Annotated in this window: 1 protein-coding gene; it reads left to right on the forward strand. The window is 74.4% G+C overall.

Going from position 1 to position 1,692, the window contains the following annotated elements; genetic code table 11:
* The first annotated feature begins 209 nt into the window (after nt 1-209).
* Entirely contained in the window at nt 210-1,586 is a 1,377-nt protein-coding gene (locus RB628_RS37635; RefSeq protein WP_318325143.1) for a serine/threonine-protein kinase, read from the forward strand.
* The last annotated feature ends 106 nt before the right edge of the window (nt 1,587-1,692 follow it).

Raw genomic sequence — 1,692 nt, forward strand, 5'->3', positions numbered from 1 at the left:
ACGAACCGAACCCCGCCGAAACCGGCCAGACCAACCACCACCAGACCCACGAACCAAGTCACCGCGCCACCAACGGGGCCGACCACCTCGGCACCGGCGAATCAGCGCACCACGGGACCGGCGAGACCGATAACGACCACGACGGCGACGGCGACGGCGACAGCGACAGCGACAGCGGTACAACCGGTCGGGTTCCCCGGGGATTTCGTGTGGGCCGCTGGGAGGTCACCGAGGCGATCGCCGACGGTGGCTGGGGGCGTGTCTACGAGGGCCGCGACAGGACCGTGGACCCGGCGGACCCGGCGGCGGACCCGGAGGGGAGTGCAGGGTCGGAGCGCCGGGTCGCGCTGAAGTTCCTGCCGACCTCGGGGCTCGCTCCCCGGCAGGCCGAACGGCTGGCGGAGACGGCGCGGCGCGAGATCGAGTTCGGCAGTCGTGCGCACCATCCCCGGCTGATGCGGCTGTTGGACTCCGTGGTGCTCGGCGACTGTGCGGTGCCCGGGCTGGACGGCGCCATCGTGCTGGTCATGGAGCGCGCCGAGAGCAGCCTGCAGGACCTGCTGGACGCCGCGAACGGCAGCCCCCTGCCGGATGCGGAACGGCTGCTGACCGAGATCTGCGAGGGGCTGACCCATCTGCACCGGCTCGGCTGGGTGCACGGCGACCTGAAGCCGGACAACGTCCTGATCATGGCGGACGGTTCGGTACGGCTCTCCGACTTCGGTCTCACCGCCGAGCTGGAGGGGACGCGCGGCACCCACGGCTACATCCCGCCGCTCGGCTCGCCCGACTACCTGCCGCCCGAGCGCTGGCGGGCCCCGCTGGACGAACGCGGGGTGCAGGTGCGGCCCACCGCCGACGTGTGGGCCCTGGGCGTGATGATCCACCAGGTGCTCAGCGGGGGTGCCTCCCCCTTTCCCGGGGCCACCTTCACCTCCCGCGCCTCGGCGGTCCAGGAGTACGCCGAGGGCAGGGCTCCGCTCAGACTGCACGTCGTGGTGCCGGAGTTCTGGCGTGCCCTGGCCTCCGACTGTCTCCTGCCCGCCCACACGGAGCGTGCGGCGCACACGGCGGAGAGCCTGCTGGAACGCGTCCGGGCCGCCGGGCACGCGGACGGCGGCCCCGCCGCCCGGCCGCGGGCCGGCAAGCGGGCCGCGGCGCTGGCCACCGGTGCCGTGCTGGCCCTGCTCGGCGCAGGCGGCGCCGCCTGGTGGCAGTGGGGAGGTTCCGACGCCCGGCAGGCGGCACCGGAGGCGCGGCTGAGCGTGTACAACGCCGACGACAAGTGCCGCGCCCGCACCGACCGGCACCCCATCTGCAGCCTCGGCCTGGCCATCGACCCCACCACGCCGTACGTCCTGGACAACGTCGTGGAGACCCGCGTGTGGCACGGCGATGCCCTCGCCGTCGAGTGCGACCTGGAGCGGGGCGTCCCCGTCACCGACGAGGCGGGCGTCCGGTCGACCCGGTGGTACCGGGTGCGGCTGCCCACGGCGGAGCAGGCCGCGGAGACCACGCGGACCACCGCCTGGCTGCCCGACGTACGGACCAGGAGCCGCCCCGCCGTGCCGGTCTGCACCGGCTGAGCCCGGGGCCGCGGCGACCCGGCCCCGGGGTGGGCCGCCGCGGGTTGTGGGTCAGGAGCAGCGGGTGCTGACGCCTCCGGTCTCGTCGCCCTTGAGGTAGATACCG

This window comes from Streptomyces sp. ADMS, assembly GCF_033441795.1.
In the GTDB taxonomy this organism is placed as follows: Bacteria; Actinomycetota; Actinomycetes; order Streptomycetales; family Streptomycetaceae; genus Streptomyces.